The 1,650-nt window shown below is 69.7% G+C and carries 1 protein-coding gene; it reads left to right on the forward strand.

The features are described from left to right. The coding region (locus tag GA0115254_RS27660) for a condensation domain-containing protein (protein ID WP_256102806.1) at positions 1–1,650 on the forward strand (1,650 nt) is incomplete at both ends.

Below are 1,650 nucleotides of genomic sequence, written 5' to 3' on the forward strand. Positions count from 1 at the left end.
GGCGAACGTGCGCGAGGAGATACTCTGCGCCGCGTTCGCCGAGGTACTCGGCCTGGAGAACGTGGGCGTCGACGACGACTTCTTCCGGCTCGGCGGCCACTCCCTCCTCGGGATCCGGCTGGTGGAGATCCTGCGGGCGCAGGGCGTCTCCATCGCCGTACGGGCGCTGTTCGACGCCCCGACGGTGGCGAGGCTTGCTGAGTCGGTCGGTGCTCAGCAGGTGGCGGTGCCGGAGAACCTGATCCCGGAGGATGCGACGGAGATCACGCCGCAGATGCTTCCGCTGGTGGACCTCACGACGGAGGAGGTCGCTCGGATCGTCGCCACGGTCGAGGGCGGCGCGGCCAACATCGCGGACATCTACCCCCTCGCCCCGCTCCAGGAAGGCCTGCTCTTCCACCACCTGCTCGCCGACGGCGGCGACGACGCCTACGTCATGCGGGCCGTACTGGAGTTCGACTCGCGGGAACGAGCGGACGCCTTCGCGAGCGCCCTGCAAGCGGTCGCCGATCGCCACGACATCTACCGCACTTCGCTCGCGTGGGAGGGGCTGCGGGAGCCGGTCCAGGTGGTGTGGCGCAAGGCCGTGATGCCGGTCGCCGAGGTGACGCTGGACCCGCAGAGCGCCGATCCCGTCAACGAGTTGGTCGCACTGGTCGGCTCGTCGATGGACCTGGGCCGGGCGCCGCTGCTCGACCTCCGACTCGCAGCAGACCCCAGTGGCGAACGCTGGCTGGTGCTGATGCGGATGCATCACACCGTCCGCGACCACACGTCGCTCCAAGTGGTCCTGGACGAGGTGAAGGCCCTCCTCGGCGGCCATGGTGACGAGTTGCCCGAGCCGCTGCCGTTCCGCAACTTCGTGGCCCAGGTACGCGGCGACGCCGACCGGGCCGGTGCCGAGCGGTACTTTGGGGAACTGCTCGGTGACATCACCGAGCCGACGGCCCCGTACGGGCTGGCCGACGTCCGAGGCGACGGCGCCGACTCTGTCCACGAAGTCGTACAGTTCTCAGCTGAGTTGGACACGCGAATTCGCGAGGTCGCTCGGCGCGCCGGGATCAGCACCGCCACCGTGCTGCACGTGGCGTGGGCCCGGGTACTCGCGGTGGTCAGCGGCCGGGAGGACGTGGTCTTCGGCTCGGTGCTGTACGGCCGCCTGAACGCCGGTGCGGGCGCCGACCGGGTCCCGGGACCGTTCATGAACACGCTTCCTGTGCGCGTCCGTATGGGCGACATCGGCGCCCTCGCCGCCGTGGGCGTGATGCGCGGGCAGCTTGCCGAGCTGCTGGAGCACGAGCACACGCCGCTGGTAGTGGCCCAGCGGGCAAGCGGTGCCGTCGGCGACACTCCCCTGTTCACGTCCTTCCTCAACTACCGACGCAACCCTGGAGAGGACATCGACGAGGGGCTGGAAGGCGGTCGCGTGGCCCTCGTGCGCGAGCGCACCAACTACCCTCTGGTCATCCTGGTCGACGACAACGGCAAGGGCATCGAGATCGCGGTCGACGCGGTGGCTCCGATCGACTCGCTGGCGGTAGGCATCCTCGTCCGCACCGCCTCCGAAAACCTGGTCTCCGCACTGGAATCGGCTCTGGACGGAGGCCCGGACCTGCCGCTGAGCGCGATCGATGTCCTCGACGCCGAGGC

Source organism: Streptomyces sp. Ncost-T10-10d (assembly GCF_900091955.1).
Lineage (GTDB): Bacteria > Actinomycetota > Actinomycetes > Streptomycetales > Streptomycetaceae > Streptomyces.